The 14,290-nt window shown below is 51.4% G+C and carries 19 protein-coding genes; 7 read left to right on the forward strand and 12 right to left on the reverse strand.

The genetic code is table 11. The annotated features are described in order from the left end of the window. Nucleotides 1-2 precede the first annotated feature (2 nt). Both EKN83_RS01790 and EKN83_RS01795 read right to left on the reverse strand, forming a co-directional pair. Nucleotides 3-275 carry a PTS sugar transporter subunit IIB gene (locus EKN83_RS01790; protein WP_025757172.1) on the reverse strand — a complete coding sequence of 91 codons (273 nt, stop codon included), beginning with the start codon at nucleotides 273-275 and terminating at the stop codon, nucleotides 3-5. Between the two features lie 80 nt (nucleotides 276-355). Continuing rightward, entirely contained in the window at nucleotides 356-799 is a 444-nt protein-coding gene (locus EKN83_RS01795; RefSeq protein ID WP_025757171.1) for a PTS sugar transporter subunit IIA, read from the reverse strand. A gap of 233 nt (nucleotides 800-1,032) precedes the next feature. Here EKN83_RS01795 and EKN83_RS01800 point away from each other — a divergent pair, with 233 nt between their 5' ends. Next, entirely contained in the window at nucleotides 1,033-2,052 is a 1,020-nt protein-coding gene (locus EKN83_RS01800; protein WP_126800222.1) for a LacI family DNA-binding transcriptional regulator, read from the forward strand. Nucleotides 2,053-2,055: 3 nt separating this feature from the next. On the opposite strand, the gene yfcD is transcribed toward EKN83_RS01800, so the two are convergent. From yfcD to yfcF, 3 genes are read right to left on the reverse strand one after another with little or no spacing between them, the layout of a single operon-like run. After that, on the reverse strand, nucleotides 2,056-2,610 hold the full coding sequence (yfcD, locus tag EKN83_RS01805) for an NUDIX hydrolase YfcD (RefSeq protein WP_025757169.1): 555 nt from the start codon (nucleotides 2,608-2,610) through the stop codon (nucleotides 2,056-2,058). 55 nt (nucleotides 2,611-2,665) lie between these two features. Next, entirely contained in the window at nucleotides 2,666-3,217 is a 552-nt protein-coding gene (gene yfcE / locus EKN83_RS01810; RefSeq protein WP_047959153.1) for a phosphodiesterase, read from the reverse strand. 56 nt (nucleotides 3,218-3,273) lie between these two features. Then, nucleotides 3,274-3,918: a glutathione transferase gene (gene yfcF / locus EKN83_RS01815; protein WP_025757167.1), complete on the reverse strand. Its 645-nt coding sequence runs from the start codon at nucleotides 3,916-3,918 to the stop codon at nucleotides 3,274-3,276. 141 nt (nucleotides 3,919-4,059) lie between these two features. On the opposite strand from yfcF, the gene yfcG reads away from it, so the two are divergent. The 4 genes from yfcG to EKN83_RS01835 all read left to right on the forward strand — a co-directional run bounded on the left by yfcG (nucleotide 4,060) and on the right by EKN83_RS01835 (nucleotide 7,952). Beyond that, on the forward strand, nucleotides 4,060-4,689 hold the full coding sequence (gene yfcG / locus EKN83_RS01820; protein WP_047959154.1) for a GSH-dependent disulfide bond oxidoreductase: 630 nt from the start codon (nucleotides 4,060-4,062) through the stop codon (nucleotides 4,687-4,689). Nucleotides 4,690-4,764: 75 nt separating this feature from the next. Next, complete coding sequence (gene folX, locus EKN83_RS01825) at nucleotides 4,765-5,133, forward strand: dihydroneopterin triphosphate 2'-epimerase (RefSeq protein ID WP_025757165.1); 369 nt, start codon at nucleotides 4,765-4,767, stop codon at nucleotides 5,131-5,133. Between the two features lie 13 nt (nucleotides 5,134-5,146). Then, on the forward strand, nucleotides 5,147-6,040 hold the full coding sequence (locus EKN83_RS01830) for a TIGR01777 family oxidoreductase (RefSeq protein ID WP_126800223.1): 894 nt from the start codon (nucleotides 5,147-5,149) through the stop codon (nucleotides 6,038-6,040). Nucleotides 6,041-6,131: 91 nt separating this feature from the next. Then, nucleotides 6,132-7,952, forward strand: coding sequence for an ATP-dependent nuclease (locus tag EKN83_RS01835; protein ID WP_126800224.1), 1,821 nt, complete (start codon nucleotides 6,132-6,134; stop codon nucleotides 7,950-7,952). A gap of 21 nt (nucleotides 7,953-7,973) precedes the next feature. Here EKN83_RS01835 and EKN83_RS01840 read toward each other — a convergent pair whose 3' ends face one another. Further along, on the reverse strand, nucleotides 7,974-8,225 hold the full coding sequence (locus tag EKN83_RS01840; protein WP_126800225.1) for a helix-turn-helix transcriptional regulator: 252 nt from the start codon (nucleotides 8,223-8,225) through the stop codon (nucleotides 7,974-7,976). A gap of 122 nt (nucleotides 8,226-8,347) precedes the next feature. On the opposite strand from EKN83_RS01840, the gene EKN83_RS01845 reads away from it, so the two are divergent. Both EKN83_RS01845 and EKN83_RS01850 read left to right on the forward strand, forming a co-directional pair. Next, nucleotides 8,348-8,608 carry a helix-turn-helix domain-containing protein gene (locus tag EKN83_RS01845; RefSeq protein WP_126800226.1) on the forward strand — a complete coding sequence of 87 codons (261 nt, stop codon included), beginning with the start codon at nucleotides 8,348-8,350 and terminating at the stop codon, nucleotides 8,606-8,608. A gap of 84 nt (nucleotides 8,609-8,692) precedes the next feature. Continuing rightward, on the forward strand, nucleotides 8,693-9,202 hold the full coding sequence (locus EKN83_RS01850; protein WP_126800227.1) for a GNAT family N-acetyltransferase: 510 nt from the start codon (nucleotides 8,693-8,695) through the stop codon (nucleotides 9,200-9,202). A gap of 139 nt (nucleotides 9,203-9,341) precedes the next feature. Here EKN83_RS01850 and hisP read toward each other — a convergent pair whose 3' ends face one another. From hisP to EKN83_RS01880, 6 genes are all read right to left on the reverse strand, one after another. Continuing rightward, nucleotides 9,342-10,115 (reverse strand): histidine ABC transporter ATP-binding protein HisP, encoded by a 774-nt coding sequence (gene hisP / locus EKN83_RS01855; RefSeq protein ID WP_014832781.1) that lies wholly within the window; start codon nucleotides 10,113-10,115, stop codon nucleotides 9,342-9,344. Nucleotides 10,116-10,123: 8 nt separating this feature from the next. After that, on the reverse strand, nucleotides 10,124-10,840 hold the full coding sequence (locus EKN83_RS01860; protein WP_008502590.1) for an ABC transporter permease: 717 nt from the start codon (nucleotides 10,838-10,840) through the stop codon (nucleotides 10,124-10,126). Further along, nucleotides 10,837-11,523 (reverse strand): histidine ABC transporter permease HisQ, encoded by a 687-nt coding sequence (locus EKN83_RS01865; RefSeq protein WP_008502591.1) that lies wholly within the window; start codon nucleotides 11,521-11,523, stop codon nucleotides 10,837-10,839. The genes EKN83_RS01860 and EKN83_RS01865 overlap by 4 nt, the downstream gene beginning before the upstream one ends. 88 nt (nucleotides 11,524-11,611) lie before the next feature. Further along, nucleotides 11,612-12,394, reverse strand: a complete 783-nt coding sequence (gene hisJ, locus EKN83_RS01870) for a histidine ABC transporter substrate-binding protein HisJ (protein ID WP_064672894.1) — start codon at nucleotides 12,392-12,394, stop codon at nucleotides 11,612-11,614. A 226-nt stretch (nucleotides 12,395-12,620) separates the two neighbouring features. Beyond that, nucleotides 12,621-13,403 carry a lysine/arginine/ornithine ABC transporter substrate-binding protein ArgT gene (gene argT, locus EKN83_RS01875; RefSeq protein WP_025757162.1) on the reverse strand — a complete coding sequence of 261 codons (783 nt, stop codon included), beginning with the start codon at nucleotides 13,401-13,403 and terminating at the stop codon, nucleotides 12,621-12,623. Between the two features lie 291 nt (nucleotides 13,404-13,694). Next, on the reverse strand, nucleotides 13,695-14,264 hold the full coding sequence (locus EKN83_RS01880) for a UbiX family flavin prenyltransferase (RefSeq protein WP_025757161.1): 570 nt from the start codon (nucleotides 14,262-14,264) through the stop codon (nucleotides 13,695-13,697). Nucleotides 14,265-14,290 lie beyond the last annotated feature (26 nt).

Raw genomic sequence — 14,290 nt, forward strand, 5'->3', positions numbered from 1 at the left:
GTTTAACGTTTGTCGAACCAGCTGCGCAGTTGCGCTTCCAGTTCATTGATATCAATGATGTTGTTGATCACTACCAGCTGGCCTTCCGGCACGCTGGCGCTGGCCGCAATGTCTTTTGCCATCACGAACAGATCGGCCGCGCCCGGCGTGGCCGAGGAGAGATCGGAGTGTTCAACGTCAGCCTCAATCTCCAGCTTTTTGAGCACCTTTTTAATGTTCATTTCAACCATAAAACTGCTGCCCAGGCCGGAACCGCAAATAGCCATGATTTTCATTGTTGTCCCCTTATTTTGAGTAGAGTACGCCCCACCACGCTGACGCGTAATGTTGTGAAAAAGCGGATTAAAAAAGTAAATCAGAAGCGGTTAATAATCGTTTTTATCTCCTCCAGCGTATTCGCCTGATGCAGTTCGGCCATATCGGCCTCGCTGGAAAATAACTCAGCCAGCGCTGAAATCATCTCGATATGGCTATTTTTGTCAGGTGCCGCGAGCATAATAATCACATCCACAGGGTCGAACTCACCGGCACCAAAAGAGACGCCCTGCCTGAGTTTTAATAATGACAATCCCAGTCCTTTGGCACCTTCCTCCGGCCGCGCATGCGGCATAGCCAGCCCTGGTGCCAGCACATAATAAGGTCCTAACGTATGATGTTGCTCAATGATTGCCGTCACGTATTCTGGCGCTATCGTCTTAAGCTCCAGCAGCGGTTTCGCGCAGATCTCAAGGGCCTGCGGCCAGCTTTCAACGCTATCCTGCAGCGTGATGGTTGTATCATATATCCATTTTTTCAGCACTTTTCACTCCTGCCAGACTGCAAAAGATGAGCAAACTTTATTCAACACATCCATTATTAACCGTGATGATTATCACAAAGATAGCGCTACCAAGATCTAACATTCAGAAGTGTGATAGCGCTATCAAATTACCATCCTGGCGTGAAATCACAGCAAAAAAAGGGATTTAAGGCGTATACTGCGTGTCACGTGAAATGAAGGAAAACGAACGCGTCTGGTCAGCAGGAAGGTGTATGTCTCTAACCCGAAAACGGCGCAGTACTGGTAAAGTGACACTCGCCGATGTCGCACAGCTTGCCGGTGTGGGCACGATGACCGTGTCCCGTGCACTCCGCACGCCTGAACAGGTTTCCGATAAACTACGAGAAAAAATTGAAGCCGCGGTGCAGGAGCTGGGTTATATGCCCAATCTTGCCGCCAGCGCGCTGGCCTCGGCCTCCTCATGGACCATAGCCATGGTGGTGCCTAACCTCTCCGAAGCAGGCTGCTCGGAGATGTTCGCCGGGCTACAGCAGGTGCTGCAGCCCGCCGGATATCAAATCATGCTGGCTGAATCCCAGCACCGCCTTGAGCAGGAAGAGAAGTTGCTGGAGACGCTGCTGGCGTCAAATATCGCCGCCGCTATCCTGCTCAGCGTTGAACATACCGACACCGTTCGTCACTGTCTGAAGAATGCCTCCATTCCGGTGATGGAGATGGGAGCCATGCGCGCCGACCCGATCGATATGAACATCGGGATTGATAACGTGGCGGCCATGTATGAACTCACGGAAATGGTCATTAAGCGCGGCTATCAGAATATTGGCCTGCTGTGCGCCAACCAGGAACAGTGGATTTTCCAGCAGCATCTGCAGGGCTGGTACAAAGCCATGCTGCGCCACCACATGTCGCCAAACCGGGTCATTAACGCGGCCATGTCGCCGAGTTTCTCGACCGGTGCGGCGCAACTGCCTGAATTCCTGCTGGCCTGGCCGGAGCTGGATGCGCTGGTGTGCGTTTCTGACGAACTGGCCTGCGGGGCGCTGTACGAATGCCAGCGCAGGCGCATCAAGGTACCGGACGATCTGGCGATAGTGGGTTTTGGGGATAGCGACGTCAGCCGGGTCTGCCAGCCGCCGCTGACCACCATGGCGGTACCGCATCGTAAGATTGGGATTGAAGCCGGAAAAGCGTTACTGGAGCGTCTGAATGGCGGAGACTGGCGCGACCAAAAACCCATCGCGTCCAGTCTGTGTCTGAGGGAGAGTTGCTAGCGCTTACTCGGCCTCTTCCTCTTTCTCGGATTTGGTCGATTCGTTATTGGCGTTACGGCTCATCCAGAGCGCCAGCGCTTTTAACGAATCCGGCGTAAACTCGTCGCAACGCGCGGTAATCTCTTCCGGCGTCATCCAGTTTACTTCGCTGACTTCTTCTTCCTGCAGGGCGAACGGGCCATGAGAAACGCAGCTGAACAGCCCGCCCCAGACGCGGCAATGCTCATCCTCGAAGTAGAACTGACCATGTTCGGCAAACGGCACACCGGCAATACCTAACTCTTCTTCCGCTTCACGACGCGCGGAATCCAGCAGCACCTCATCCGCCTGAACAACGCCGCCTGCAGTGGCATCCAGCATACCCGGGAGAAAATCTTTGGTGTCCGTGCGGCGCTGAACCAGAATTTTACCCATACCGTCATGGACAACGATATATGTCGCACGGTGACGCAGGCGCTCCGCACGCATTTGTTCGCGGCTGGCCTGCGCGATCACTTCATTCTCTTCGTTGACAATGTCAACCCACTCTGTACTTGCCAAATGACTCTGCTCCACCATCGGGAAACCTTCTCGTCTAAGCGCTCTGTCGGCGCGTTTGCAGTTGAGGTGTAACTTACGGATTAATCGTTACCTGCGCAATAACTTGCTGATCATTAAGTGCGATAACGCTCAGGGTATTTCCCTCCAGCATGCCATAACTCGCAGGATATCCACCTTTCGGTATGCTGACCGACCCCGGATTAAAGTGATAAGTATCACCGCGTTTTTCAGCAACCGGAATATGAGTATGACCGTAAACCAGGACATCGCCAGCCGCGAGCGCCGGGAGATTATCCGGGCCAAAAAGATGGCCATGCGTCAGGAACAGGCGGCTGTGTTCCAGCAGCACCTGCTGCCACGGCGCGGTGAGGGGAAAATGCAGCAGCATCTGGTCCACTTCGCTGTCGCAGTTGCCGCGAACGGCGATAATGCGCGAGGCATATGCGTTCAGTTTTTCAGCCACCTGCGCAGGGGCGTAGCCTTCCGGCAGCGCATTGCGCGGGCCGTGATTAAGCACATCGCCCAGAATAATCAGCCACTGCGCGCCGCTTTGTGCAAACAGGGAGAGGACACGCTCGGTCGCGGGCAGCGATCCATGGATATCCGACGCAAACATCAGTTTCATCAGTCACTCCTCGGGAAAACAAACTGCCCCCATCATACCTGAAGCGTCAGGGCTTATCAGCCCGCATGCTTAGCGGAGAGTGCCACATAGCGCTGTACGGAGGCTCGCTGCCACTGAAACGCGGCATAATCGACCAGCAGCTGCGGTACCGCATCACCGTTGAGGATCAAACGGTTTAGCATTAACGCCAGATCGGCGTCAGCGATACACCACTCACCGAACAGGTTCGGGTTGCCATGAGCGAGCAGTAAGGTGGCGGTATCAATCAGTTTTTGGGCGCTTTCCTGGCCTTCTGCGCTCAGGGCGGGCTTTTTTACCCCGGCAAACACGACATCCGTCGGGCGTTCCACGCGAATCGGCACCAGATCGCTGCGCAGCCACGCCTGAATCTGCCGCGCCCGGGCGCGCTTTTGCAGATCGTGAGGATAGATCCGCTCCCACTCTGGCGGCGAAAACCGATCTTCCAGATATTCATCGATCGCCGACGATTCGCTCAGGGCAAAACCCTCTATTTCCAGCACCGGCACGCGTCGGGTCAGGTCGTATCCCTGCCACTGCGGTTTAAGATGTTCACCACCGTCAAGATCAACGGTCTTCAGCGTAAAAGTGAGTCCTTTTTCGGCCAGCGCAACGTATACGCTCATGACATAGGGAGAAAAGAAATTCGCATCGGACCACAACGTGATTACGGGCTGGTTCATAACATCCTCATTGGCTGATCGGGTTTTGACTCAACATATAATCTCTTTGCCTCGCTGTCACTTGATGAAAACTCACGATTTACAACAACCACCTATACTCATTTGATATGGCACCACTCTTCGCATGGACAGGAGTTGAGAATGATCGACCTTTATTATGCCCCTACCCCAAACGGCCACAAGATCACCCTTTTTCTCGAGGAGGCCGAACTGGATTACAGGATCATTCGCGTGGATATCAGCAAAGGCGATCAGTTCAGCCCTCTCTTTCTGGCTATTTCGCCGAACAATAAAATTCCGGCCATTATTGATAACCAGCCGACGGACGGGGGCAGGCCGTTGAGCCTGTTTGAATCCGGTGAAATTCTGCTCTACCTGGCGGAGAAAACCGGCAAGCTGCTGAGCGGGGAGTTACGCGAGCGTCATCACACCCTGCAGTGGCTCTTCTGGCAAGCCAGCGGGCTGGGGCCCATGCTTGGGCAAAATCACCATTTTACCGCCTACGCCCCGCAGCCCATTCCTTATGCGATAGAGCGCTATCAGGTTGAAACTCAGCGGCTCTATGGCGTTCTGAACCGTCGGCTGGAGAAGACGCCGTGGCTCGGGGGCGATCATTACAGTATTGCCGACATTGCCTGCTGGCCGTGGGTGAATACCCATGAAAAACACCGGATTGACTTAGGCGCTTACCCGGCGGTAAACAACTGGTTCGAGCGCATCCGTACCCGCCCGGCGACCGAACGCGCGATGCAAAAAATCCAGCAAATTTAACCCGGTATGAGGCTGGGTGCCTGTGAGCCTCTCATGTATGATGAGCGGGAAATACTGACACGGAGAAGACCTGCAATGTCACAGCCAGACGCCATTATTCGTATAAAAAATTTACGCTTGCGTACCTTCATCGGTATCAAAGAGGAAGAGATCGCCAACCGTCAGGATATTGTTATTAACGTGGTGATTCACTATCCCGCAGACAAAGCGCGGGCCAGTGAAGACATCAATGACGCGCTGAACTACCGCACCATCACCAAAAATATCATCCAGTACGTGGAGAATAACCGCTTCTCTCTGCTGGAAAAATTAACTCAGGATGTGCTCGATATCGCACGCGAACATCACTGGGTCACTTATGCTGAAGTTGAGATCGATAAACTTCACGCCCTGCGTTACGCAGACTCCGTCTCTATGACGCTAAGCTGGAAACGCCAGGCGTAAACCTGGAGGTTGTATGAAGATTTTGCTGACCGGCGGTACAGGCCTCATTGGTCGTCACCTTATTGCGCGTCTGCAGGCCTTGCATCACGACATTACCGTGGTCACGCGCAGCCCTGAGAAGGCACGCCAGGTGCTCGGGGCAGGTGTCGACATCTGGAAAAATCTCGCCGATCAGCAAAATCTCGACGGCTTCGACGCCGTCATTAACCTCGCGGGTGAACCCATCGCCGATAAGCGCTGGACGGAAGAGCAAAAACAGCTGTTATGCAGCAGCCGGTGGAACATCACCGAAAAGCTGGTCGAGCTTATCCGCAACAGCCACACCCCGCCTTCGGTGCTGATTTCAGGCTCCGCTGTGGGCTACTACGGCGATCTCGGTGAGGTGGTGGTCACCGAGGAAGAGCCGCCCCATAACGAGTTCACCCATAAACTCTGCGCCCAGTGGGAGCGAATTGCCTGCGCGGCGCAGAGCGATCGGACCCGCGTCTGCCTGCTGCGGACCGGCGTTGTCCTGGCACCGAAAGGCGGCATTCTGGCGAAAATGCTTCCCCCTTTCCGGCTTGGACTTGGCGGGCCCATCGGTAATGGGCGTCAGTATCTGGCGTGGATCCATATCGACGATATGGTCAACGGTATTCTCTGGCTGCTGGATAACGATCTGCGCGGGCCGTTTAACATGGTTGCGCCGTATCCGGTGCGTAATGAGCAGTTTGCCCATGCGCTGGGACATGCCCTGCACCGCCCGGCGATTTTGCGGGTGCCCGCTACGGTGATCCGCCTGATGATGGGTGAAGCCGCGGTGCTGGTATTAGGCGGGCAACGGGCGCTGCCCAAACGGCTGGAAGCGGCCGGGTTCGCGTTCCGCTGGTATGACTTAGAGGAAGCGCTGGGGGATGTGGTGGGATAAAACCAATAATGAGATATCTGACAGCATTTTAACTAGTGACTTATAGTAATTTTGTTTAGCTAGAAACAAATAAATCTATAAGGAAATTAAAATGCGTTTGGATAATTTATCTATAAAAAACTTTAGAAAGTTAAAAGACTGCACAATAAACTTTAGAGATGCAACGTTTTTAATTGGTTCCAATAATGCTGGTAAGTCCAGTGTTTTTAGGGCATTGCAATTACTACATCAAAACATCAATCCTTCATCAGATGATTACTCTAAATGTTATAATCAAGAACGTGATGATTACATAAAACAAGAAACGATTGAGATAATAGGAGAATACCATAATATCCCTGATGAAGCGGAAACTTGGATAGGTTTTAAGGGAAGAATTATTAGGAATGACCACCCTTTACCAGGAGAAACAAACAATAAAATTGTTTACAGGAAAGTGTGGAGTATTACAAGCACAAAACCTGAAATTTTCATAATGGAGAAAAATAAAAATAGAAGTGAAAAGTATGTTGCAGCGCAAACTCCTGCAGAACTTGAGGGCGAGGATTTTACAATTGAATTTTTAATAGATCACTTCGGTGTTGATAATTTAACAGCATCGCTGAATACAAAAGCAAACAAAGAAAAAGCAAACGAACTACCACAACTGTGGGATGTTGTTGCAGATTCTGCAGCTACTTGGGTAAAAAACCCAGGTGGGATTCCGGGCAATATAATATCAAAACTGCCAAAGGTAATTATCATCCCAGCAGAATCTTGCATGTCTGAATTAACTAGCCAAAATGGAGCTTTATTAAATCTCTTAGGCGACCTATTCAAAAGTGTTAGAAACAGATCTGATAACTACACTCAAGCTCAGCAACATCTTTCCTTACTAGCCAGAGAAATGAATCCACAAGACAGGGAAACAGATTTTGGACGATTAATACAAGATCTGAATTCAATGGCACATTCTTTATTTCCTAATGCATCGATACATGTTACTGCAAACTTAGATGATGCAGATAAAGTGATTAAACCATTATTTAATGTTGAAATGGAAAGCAATGTCAGAACGTCAGTAAGCTATCAAGGTCATGGTATTATTAGATGCACAGCCTTTCAATTAATTAGATTTATACAAGATTATTTGAATGCACATGAAGAATCACAAAGATCAACAATTTTATGCTTCGAAGAACCGGAAATATATTTGCATCCTGCGGCTGCAAGTCAGATGAGAGATACAATTTACAAATTCGCATCGGGCAAAAGTCAAATTGTAGCGACAACACACTCTCCGTATATGATAGATTTAGGATCTGATACTAGCTTAAGCCTCACTAAATTCTCTGTAAGCGAAAACGATTTTACATCCACACATTCTTTTAATCTTGAACAAGCATTCACAAGTTTACAAGAGAATGAAAAATTAAATCTTAAAATGCTTCTGAAGATAGATGATTACATTGCTAGAATATTTTTCACAAATAAATGTATATTTGTCGAAGGTGATACTGAAGAAGTTGTGTTAAGAGAAACCATTAAGAGACTCCCACCTGAACAAAAATCTATAGCTATAGGAAATTGCGAGATTTTGCGCGCCAGAGGAAAAGCGGTTATGATTTCCATGGCAAAATATCTAAATGCATTAGGAATCGACTACATCATATTACATGATTCTGATATAGGTACACCTAAAGCGGAATTAATGAACCCATTGATTTTAGCCGAAACAGGCGAGAAACGTAGAATAATGGTTAATAACTGTATAGAAGATCTTCTCGGCTATGATGCACCATCAAAAGATAAACCATATAAAGCGTATAATTTTATACAAGACGAATGGGGGGATGATTATAGTACCCTTCCGCAAAACTGGCGAGAGATATTTTTAAAGTTACACTCTCCTTATCTTGATCATCTTCGTTAATTAATTATAAAAGCCAACTATTTAAGCGTTGGCTTTTTTATAATTTTCAATATATTCAGCCAAATCATCCTCAACCGTATAAAAATAACAAGCCGGGATATTCAGTACCTCCGCCAACTTGCACGCCAGCGCAAAATCAGGCGTGTGTATCCCCTTCTCATACTGGTTCATACGTGCACTTGCCGTCGCTTCATCAATCCCCGCGAGGATCCCAAGTTTTTGCTGTGATAGTCCGGCTTTCAGTCGAGCCGCTTTTAGTCGATGGGGAAGCATGATGACTCTTCAAAATCTGGAAGTAGAGTCATGATTCTGGTATCCCGTCATTGAAAATGTACTAAGTATTACTTAGTATTCGTATCTACAATTTGAACAAAATCATATATAAAGGAAAATGTATGAACAGAGATCAGGATATGCACCCAGCGGATATTATCGCCATGCTCCATAAGCGTAAGTTGTCACTTGCAGCGCTTTCACGCCAAGCGGGTTTAAGTTCTTCTACGCTTGCAAACGCGCTCTCCAGGCCATGGCCCAAGGGGGAACAGATCATCGCGGGGGCACTAGAAAGAGATGCGGCATCTATCTGGCCCAGCCGCTATTACGATCAATATGGCAATTATGTCGATCGTTCGAAGCTCATGAGAACCAAACGCTAGCCCCCCATCACAAAAATCCAATCTGTTCGCCAGTTCCATTCCGGTGTTAAGGTAATAAGCCTGATCCATCGGAATGGCGTAACAATGGCAACTCTCACTACCCCCCGGCTTCATCTCACTCCCTTCAAACCCACTGACTGGGCCTTCTTTCGCTCGCTGCGCGAAGATCGCAGCATCATGCGCTATATGGCCGCCATCGCCCCGGAAAAAGAGACCCGACGCGTGTTTGCCGCGCGGCTTACAGCTGCACATGTTTTTGTGATCCGCTTTCGTAATGATGACACCCCCCTTGGCGACATCGGCCTGCAAATCAGCCCTGAGAATCATGATGAGGCCGATATCGGCTATACGGTCGTGCCTGCCGTACAGGGAAAAGGCATCGCCAGCGAGGCGCTGCGCGCGGTGTGTGAATACGCCTTTAACCAGACCGGCGTGAAGGCGATTAACGCCTACGTGCTGGCGGACAACGGCGGGTCGGTGCGGGTGCTGGAGAAAGCCGGATTTGTGCGTACCCAGGTGCTGGAAAAGGCGTATGAGATTGACGGCGTGCGCTATGACGACTGGGTATATCGGCTGGAGTGCGGTGCGCTCTGAATGCCGGGCGGCACGGCGTTTGCCCGGCCTACGGTTTGTTTAGGCCCGGTAAGCGAAGCGCCACCGGGCGATGGGCTGCACCGCGGCCTGATGCCCTCACCGCGGCCCTCTCCCACAGGGAGAGGGAGAAAGGCAAAACTTACTTCAAAGAACCCTTCAGGAACTGCTGCAAACGCGGGCTTTGCGGGTTCGCCAGCACCTCATCCGGGTGCCCCTGCTCTTCAATTTTCCCCTGATGCAGGAAAATCACGTGGTTCGAGACGTTACGGGCGAAGCCCATCTCGTGCGTCACCACCACCATCGTTTTGCCCTCTTCGGCCAGCTTCTGCATGATGCGCAGCACTTCGCCAACGAGTTCCGGGTCCAGCGCTGAGGTCGGTTCGTCAAACAGCAGTACCTCAGGTTCCATTGCCAGGGCGCGGGCGATAGAGACGCGCTGCTGCTGACCGCCGGAGAGATGCACCGGGTATTTCATCTGCTGGCGCTCGTCGATACCCACCTTTGCAAGATATTTCACCGCCCGCTCGCGGGCTTCATGCTTGCTCAGCCCCAGCACCTGCACCGGCGCTTCCATCACGTTCTCCAGCACCGTCATATGGCTCCAGAGGTTAAAGTGCTGGAACACCATCGTCAGACGCGTACGCAGCAGGCGCAGCTGGTTCTTGTCGGCCACCTTCAGCTGGCCGTCTTTGTCACGCACCAGGTTAATATTCTGCCCGCTCACCACAATTGAGCCTTCGCTCGGCTTTTCGAGGAAGTTGATGCAGCGCAGGAAGGTACTTTTACCCGAGCCGGATGAGCCGATAATACTGATCACGTCGCCCGCATTCGCCTGCAGCGACACCCCTTTCAGCACTTCATGTTCGCCGTAGCGTTTGTGCAAATCAATTACGTTTAATTTGTTCTCAGCCATCATCTTTCTCAGTGCGTCGAAGAAGGTTTTATATGCTGCAACCAGCGTTTTTCAGCCTTACGGAACAGGCTAATCAATACATATGAGATAATTAAGTAGAGCACCGCCGCAATGCCAAACGCGGTAAACGGCTGATAGGTCGCGGAGTTAATATCGCGCGCAATTTTGAGCAGGTCCGGTACCGTCGCGGTAAAGGCGAGCGCGGTGGAGTGCAGCATCAAAATCACTTCGTTACTGTATGCCGGTAACGCGATACGCAGCGCCGACGGCAGGATAATGCAACGGTAGAGTTTCACAGAAGAAAAACCGTATGCACGCGCCGCTTCAATTTCACCGTAAGGGACGGAGCGAATAGCCCCCGCGAAAATCTCGGTGGTATAAGCGCAGGTGTTGAGCGTCAATGCCAGTACCGTACAGTTCAGACCGCTACGGAAGAACGCGTTCAGCATCTCAGTGCCTTTGACGATCTCAAGCGTATACATCCCCGAATAGAACACCAGCAGCTGCACGTACAGCGGCGTACCGCGAAACACATAGGTAAACAGCCAGATTGGGAACTGGATAAATTTATTGTTCGACACGCGGCCAATGGCAAGAAATACCGCCAGAATACCGCCCATCACCACCGAGGAGATCAGCAGCCAGAGCGTGATCGCCACGCCGGTAAAGCGGTAACCATCTGTCCACAGCAGCGATTTCCAGTATTCCTGAATAATCTCAATCACAGGTCAGCCCTCTTCACACCCACGGAATAGCGACGCTCAAGCAGAAGCAGCACCCCGTTGGAGACAGTCGTAAAGACCAGATAGATAACGCCACAGACCACCGCAAAGTAGAACGGCTCCCAGGTGCTTTTGCCTGCCAGCTGCGTGGCTTTCACCACGTCTTCCAGGCCCAGCAGCGAGACCAGCGCGGTGGCTTTGAGGATGACCTGCCAGTTATTACCGATGCCAGGCAGCGCATAGCGCATCATGGCGGGGAACATAATCCGACGAAACGTTTGTGAAGAGGTAAAACCAAATGCGGTTGCCGCCTCAATGTGACCTTTCGGCACGGCCATGTAAGCCCCGCGGAAAGTTTCAGTGAAGTAGGCACCGTAGATAAAACCGAGGGTAATAATACCGGCCACCATCGGGTCGATATCAATTTGTCCCATGCCCATCGCGTCTGTTATGCCGTTAAGCGCAATCTGCAGACCGTAAAAGATCAGCAGCATCAGCACCAGATCGGGAACGCCGCGAATGAGCGTGGTGTAGCCTTCAAAGATCAGCGCCAGCGGTTTGTTAGCCGAAAGCTTCGCCCCTGCGCCTGCCAGACCTATCAGCACCGCCAGCACCACGGAGCTGATAGCCAGCTCAAGGGTGACAAGCGCGCCCTGTAAAATAACGCCAGAAAATCCGTACAGCATACCGCGAGCCCTGTCGTATCGTGAGTGGTGGAACCGTGTCTTTTCCCCTCCCTCGGCGGGAGGGGCCGCACGTTATATGACGGGGCGATTAGCCGCCGTAAACATTAAAATCGAAGTATTTTTTCGCCAGTTTGTCGTACGTTCCGTCCGCGCGCATTTCAGCAAACGCCTTGTTCAGGGCTTCACGCAATTCGTTGTCTTCCTTGCGCAGGCCCATACCGGTCCCTACACCAAACAACTTCACATCCTTAATGGACGGGCCGCCAAACTTGTAATCTTTACCCACCGGCGTTTTCAGGAAGCCTTCGCTCGCGGCGACTTCATCCTGGAAAGCGGCATCAATTCGGCCTGCCGTCAGGTCAGCGTAGATATTTTCCTGGCCCTGATAGGAGACGATTTCAATCCCCTTCGGCGCCCAGTGTTCGTTGCCGTAGGTTTCCTGCGTGGTGCCCTGCAGCACGCCGACGCGTTTGCCTTTCAGGGATTCCAGCGTTGGCTGAATGTCGGAAGCTTTAGCCACCACCAGACGAGAATCGGCCGCGTAGAGTTTGTCGGTGAAGGCAATCTCCTGCTGGCGTTTTTCGGTAATGGAGAGCGAGGACATAATCACGTCGATTTTTTTTGCTTTCAGAGATGGGATCAGCGCATCCAGCGGGTTCTCAACGTAGGTACACTGTACTTTGATGCGTTTGCACAGCTCATTGGCCAGATCGATGTCAAAACCGACCAGTTCACCCTTTGAATTCTTTGATTCGAACGGTGCATAGGTTGGATCGGTACCAATCCGAATTTTCTGCGGAATGGCTGCGAATGCCGCGGTGGCGCTGGAAAAGGCCAGCACCAGAGATAATGACAACACGAGCTTTTTCATATTTATCCTCAACAAACTGTCTTCATACGGGATTTTTACGACGACGGGGTGGTGCTAATGTGCCATTAATCCCCTTAGTCAGGCAAAGATTAATGCCTTTCGGCCGGGAATTTTTGCATTTTAAATGCGTAAGTATGCACACAGCGATCCAATACAGTGCAACAAATGCACTGCATTGGGTCAATCCCACCCGTAACGCACCTTTGTGGTGCGTTATCGTCAGGTCTTAGTCACCGTAGACGTTGAAGTCGAAGTATTTCTTCGCCAGTTTGTCGTAAGTACCGTCTTTACGCAGCTCAGCAAAAGCTTTGTCGAAGGCGGCTTTCAGCTCGGTATCATCCTTACGCAGGCCAATACCGGTGCCGTCACCAAAGTATTTTTTGTCTTTCACAGACGGGCCTGCAAAGGCGAACTCTTTACCCGCAGGCTGTTTCAGGAATCCTTCGCTTGCCGCGACTTCATCCTGGAATGCCGCATCCAGACGGCCTGCAGCCAGATCAGAGTAAATCAGATCCTGGTTCTGATAAGCCACCACGTCTACGCCTTTCTCACGCCAGTTAGCATTGGCATAGCCTTCCTGCGTCGACCCCTGCAGCACACCCACATGCTTGCCTTTCAGCGAGTCGATGGTGGGCTGAATCGGGGAACCCTTAGGCGCAATCAGGCGAGAATCCGCGGCGTAGAGCTTGTCTGAGAAGGCAATCTCCTGCTGACGTTTTTCGGTGATGGAGAGAGAAGAGATAATGGCGTCGATTTTCTTGGCTTTCAGCGACGGGATTAACGCGTCAAAGTCGCTGCCCACCCATGTGCATTTCACCGCAATGCGTTTGCACATTTCATTACCCAGATCGATATCAAACCCCACAAAATCGCCTTTCGCATCCTTGGAAGAGAATGGCGCGTAGGTTGCGTCTGTACCGATACGAACTGTCTGTGGAAGCGCTGCGTAGCTACCTGCTGCCGCACTTAACCCCACCAGCAAAGACAGAGCCAGAACCGTCTTCTTCATACATTTACCCTCAAGTACCGTGATTTTATTATGTATTGTGTTGTGTGTTGTGTTGCAGGCTTCATCTTGCAGGTCTTATGCCACATTGCCGTCTGGTTAAAACTTCGACGTTAAATATGTTAATAAAACGTTGCGATACTGCCTTAATGGTGAAAGATAGCAGGTCTGCCGAACGAACCGGAGAGAGAAAAAGGGAAAAAACGAATTAAATGTCGAGGATATGATCGCCGTTGCATAATTGCCCTGAAACAGGGCAACGTCTTTTTTCATGCACACTGTTTGTGCACAAATTCAGGCTCCCTGCCAGCGGGTGAAGAGATCGGCCGGCAGGTCAATGTCGAACTGATCGAGCACGCGGTTAACGGTCTGGTTAATCACGTCATCCAGCGAGGTCGGGCGATGATAAAACGCCGGGACCGGGGGCATGATCACCGCGCCGAGTTCGGCGGCCTGGGTCATTAAACGCAAATGGCCCAGGTGCAGCGGCGTTTCCCGTACGCAGAGCACCAGAGGACGACGCTCCTTCAGCACCACATCCGCCGCGCGGGTGACCAGGGTGTCGGTATAGCTGTGCACAATGCCCGAGAGGGTTTTAATCGAACAGGGAAGGATAACCATGCCAGCCGTTTTAAACGAGCCGGAAGAGATACTGGCAGCGATATCCCGGGCATCGTGAACGACATCCGCCAGGGCCTGCACATCGCGCAGGGAGAGATCGGTCTCCAGAGAGAGGGTCTGTCGCGCCGCCTGGCTCATGACCAGATGGGTCTCGACGTCCGCCACGTCACGCAGAACCTGTAACAGACGTACGCCGTAAATCGCGCCACTGGCGCCGCTGAGCCCAACAATGAGTCGTTTCATGATTTTCGCCCTTACTGATTTCAGGG

It is taken from the genome of Enterobacter sp. WCHEn090032 (genome assembly GCF_003986875.1).
GTDB classification, from domain to species: Bacteria; Pseudomonadota; Gammaproteobacteria; order Enterobacterales; family Enterobacteriaceae; genus Enterobacter; species Enterobacter sichuanensis.

Bases quoted from the DNA above. Each gene is read 5' to 3' on its own strand.
- EKN83_RS01790 (WP_025757172.1), bottom strand. From the start codon at position 275: ATGAAAATCATGGCTATTTGCGGTTCCGGCCTGGGCAGCAGTTTTATG.
- EKN83_RS01800 (WP_126800222.1), top strand. From the start codon at position 1,033: ATGTCTCTAACCCGAAAACGGCGCAGTACTGGTAAAGTGACACTCGCC.
- yfcD (WP_025757169.1), bottom strand. From the start codon at position 2,610: ATGGTGGAGCAGAGTCATTTGGCAAGTACAGAGTGGGTTGACATTGTC.
- yfcE (WP_047959153.1), bottom strand. From the start codon at position 3,217: ATGAAACTGATGTTTGCGTCGGATATCCATGGATCGCTGCCCGCGACC.
- yfcF (WP_025757167.1), bottom strand. From the start codon at position 3,918: ATGAACCAGCCCGTAATCACGTTGTGGTCCGATGCGAATTTCTTTTCT.
- yfcG (WP_047959154.1), top strand. From the start codon at position 4,060: ATGATCGACCTTTATTATGCCCCTACCCCAAACGGCCACAAGATCACC.
- folX (WP_025757165.1), top strand. From the start codon at position 4,765: ATGTCACAGCCAGACGCCATTATTCGTATAAAAAATTTACGCTTGCGT.
- EKN83_RS01830 (WP_126800223.1), top strand. From the start codon at position 5,147: ATGAAGATTTTGCTGACCGGCGGTACAGGCCTCATTGGTCGTCACCTT.
- EKN83_RS01835 (WP_126800224.1), top strand. From the start codon at position 6,132: ATGCGTTTGGATAATTTATCTATAAAAAACTTTAGAAAGTTAAAAGAC.
- EKN83_RS01840 (WP_126800225.1), bottom strand. From the start codon at position 8,225: ATGCTTCCCCATCGACTAAAAGCGGCTCGACTGAAAGCCGGACTATCA.
- EKN83_RS01845 (WP_126800226.1), top strand. From the start codon at position 8,348: ATGAACAGAGATCAGGATATGCACCCAGCGGATATTATCGCCATGCTC.
- EKN83_RS01850 (WP_126800227.1), top strand. From the start codon at position 8,693: ATGGCAACTCTCACTACCCCCCGGCTTCATCTCACTCCCTTCAAACCC.
- hisP (WP_014832781.1), bottom strand. From the start codon at position 10,115: ATGGCTGAGAACAAATTAAACGTAATTGATTTGCACAAACGCTACGGC.
- EKN83_RS01865 (WP_008502591.1), bottom strand. From the start codon at position 11,523: ATGCTGTACGGATTTTCTGGCGTTATTTTACAGGGCGCGCTTGTCACC.
- hisJ (WP_064672894.1), bottom strand. From the start codon at position 12,394: ATGAAAAAGCTCGTGTTGTCATTATCTCTGGTGCTGGCCTTTTCCAGC.
- argT (WP_025757162.1), bottom strand. From the start codon at position 13,403: ATGAAGAAGACGGTTCTGGCTCTGTCTTTGCTGGTGGGGTTAAGTGCG.
- EKN83_RS01880 (WP_025757161.1), bottom strand. From the start codon at position 14,264: ATGAAACGACTCATTGTTGGGCTCAGCGGCGCCAGTGGCGCGATTTAC.